The sequence below is a fragment of the Aeromonas sp. Y289-2 genome (assembly GCF_027705925.1).
Taxonomy (GTDB): Bacteria; Pseudomonadota; Gammaproteobacteria; order Enterobacterales; family Aeromonadaceae; genus Aeromonas; species Aeromonas veronii.
The window spans coordinates 1-1,723 of sequence record NZ_JAPDCH010000042.1 but is presented as its reverse complement, the minus strand read 5'-3'; the positions used below and the strand labels follow the sequence as shown (position 1 = coordinate 1,723).

Below are 1,723 nucleotides of genomic sequence, written 5' to 3'. Positions count from 1 at the left end.
GCCGTCATTCCGCACCTGATTTTGCTATTTTCAGTGCTTGACGGCGATCGGCCGTTCTGATCTATTACTCTCTTTTGCAGGTAGATCATCATGGCCGCACCCGCTATCTCGATCCGTAACCTCGATCACCTTGGTTTGGTCGCCGCACTCTGCCAGGAACTGGGCATTGCCCGCATGATCGATGCCTTGCTCCCCAAAACCCCGCCTTTCAAGGTCTCACATGGTGAAGCCTTGGTCGCCATGATAGTGAACGGCCTCGGCTTTCACAGCAGCACCCTGCACATGTTCCCGCAATTCTTCGCTAACAAGCCGGTTGAGCGCCTGATTGGCCCCGGGATCTGTGCTGATGACCTCAATGATGATGTGCTCGGTCGCTGTCTCGATGCCCTCTTTGAGGCCGATGTCAGCGCCTTGTATCAGGTGATGGCGGCGCAAGTTGTCGAGCGGCTGGGGCTCAAAAGCACCGCAGTGCACCTCGATATTACCAGCTTCCACGTCGATGGCGCCTATGACTGTGCCGATGGGGATCTGGTCGGTAAGCTGCAACTGGTGCGTGGTTATAGTCGTGATCACCGGCCAGAGCTGAATCAAGTGATCCTTGAGCTCATCTGTGAAAATCAGGCCGGCCTACCTGTCTATATGCAGGCCCTGAGCGGCAATAGTAATGACACCAAAGCCTTTGCCCAGACCGTTCGTCGCCATTTGAGCAGTCTCAAGGCCGCGCAGGAGTGCCGTTATCTGGTCGGCGATGCCGCACTGTACTGCGCCGATACCTTGCAATTACTGGCGCAACAGCAGCAACTATTTGTGACCCGGGTGCCCGTCACTCTCAATGAGGCAAAGCAGGCCGTGGCAACCATAGGTGCACAACCGCTGACCGCTCTGGGCAATGGCTATCATGGCCGTTGGCAACACGCGAATTATGCCGGGGTCGCGCAACGTTGGTTGCTGGTGCGCAGCGAACAGGCCAGCCACCGCGAGCAGCAGACATTGGCCAAAAACCTGCTCAAAGACAGTACCCGCGAGCTCAAAGCCTTCGCCAAATTGTGTGCCCGACGCTTTGCTTGTGAGGCGGATGCCCAAGCTGAGTTGAGCTGTTTTACCGCCAGCTTGATGCTGCTGCAACTGGATGCCGAAGTGGTAGGTGAACCCGTTTATACAGGACGTGGCAGACCCAAGCGTGGCGAAGAGCCAATTGGCCATCAGTTTCAAATCACTGGGTTGGCGGCAACTAGCCTGGCTTGCGTTGAAGAGGCCCGCAACCAGACCGGGGTGTTCATCCTGGCGACCAATGACCACAGCGATACGCTGACCATGGCCGAACTGTTGGCCACCTATAAAGCGCAGCAGAATGTCGAACGGGGCTTTCGTTTTCTCAAGAGCCCGGAGTTTTTAACCTCCTCACTGTACCTGAAAAAGCCGGAGCGGATTGAAGCGTTGCTCATGGTGATGACCTGTAGCCTGATGATTTACGCAGCGTTGGAGCACCGGATCCGGCAGGGATTAGTGGAGCAGAATCGCAGTGTGGCGGATATGAAAAAGAAACCGACCCAGCAGCCGACGGCCCGTTGGATCTTTTTGCGCTTTGGTGGCATCCATGAATATCGACTGGGAGAAGCTCCGCCACAAGTAACGGAGCTAACAGGAGACCAGCAGATCATTTTGGAGGTATTGGGTGAGCGCTATCGGCAAATTTATTCCTAAATCAGGTGCGGAATGTCGG

General features: G+C 55.7%; 1 protein-coding gene. It reads left to right on the top strand.

Annotated elements, in window-relative coordinates; genetic code table 11:
* The first annotated feature begins 90 nt into the window (after positions 1-90).
* Positions 91-1,704 carry an IS1634-like element ISAs25 family transposase gene (locus tag OKC43_RS21605; RefSeq protein ID WP_010674210.1) on the top strand — a complete coding sequence of 538 codons (1,614 nt, stop codon included), beginning with the start codon at positions 91-93 and terminating at the stop codon, positions 1,702-1,704.
* Positions 1,705-1,723 lie beyond the last annotated feature (19 nt).

Bases quoted from the DNA above. Each gene is read 5' to 3' on its own strand.
- OKC43_RS21605 (WP_010674210.1), top strand. From the start codon at position 91: ATGGCCGCACCCGCTATCTCGATCCGTAACCTCGATCACCTTGGTTTG.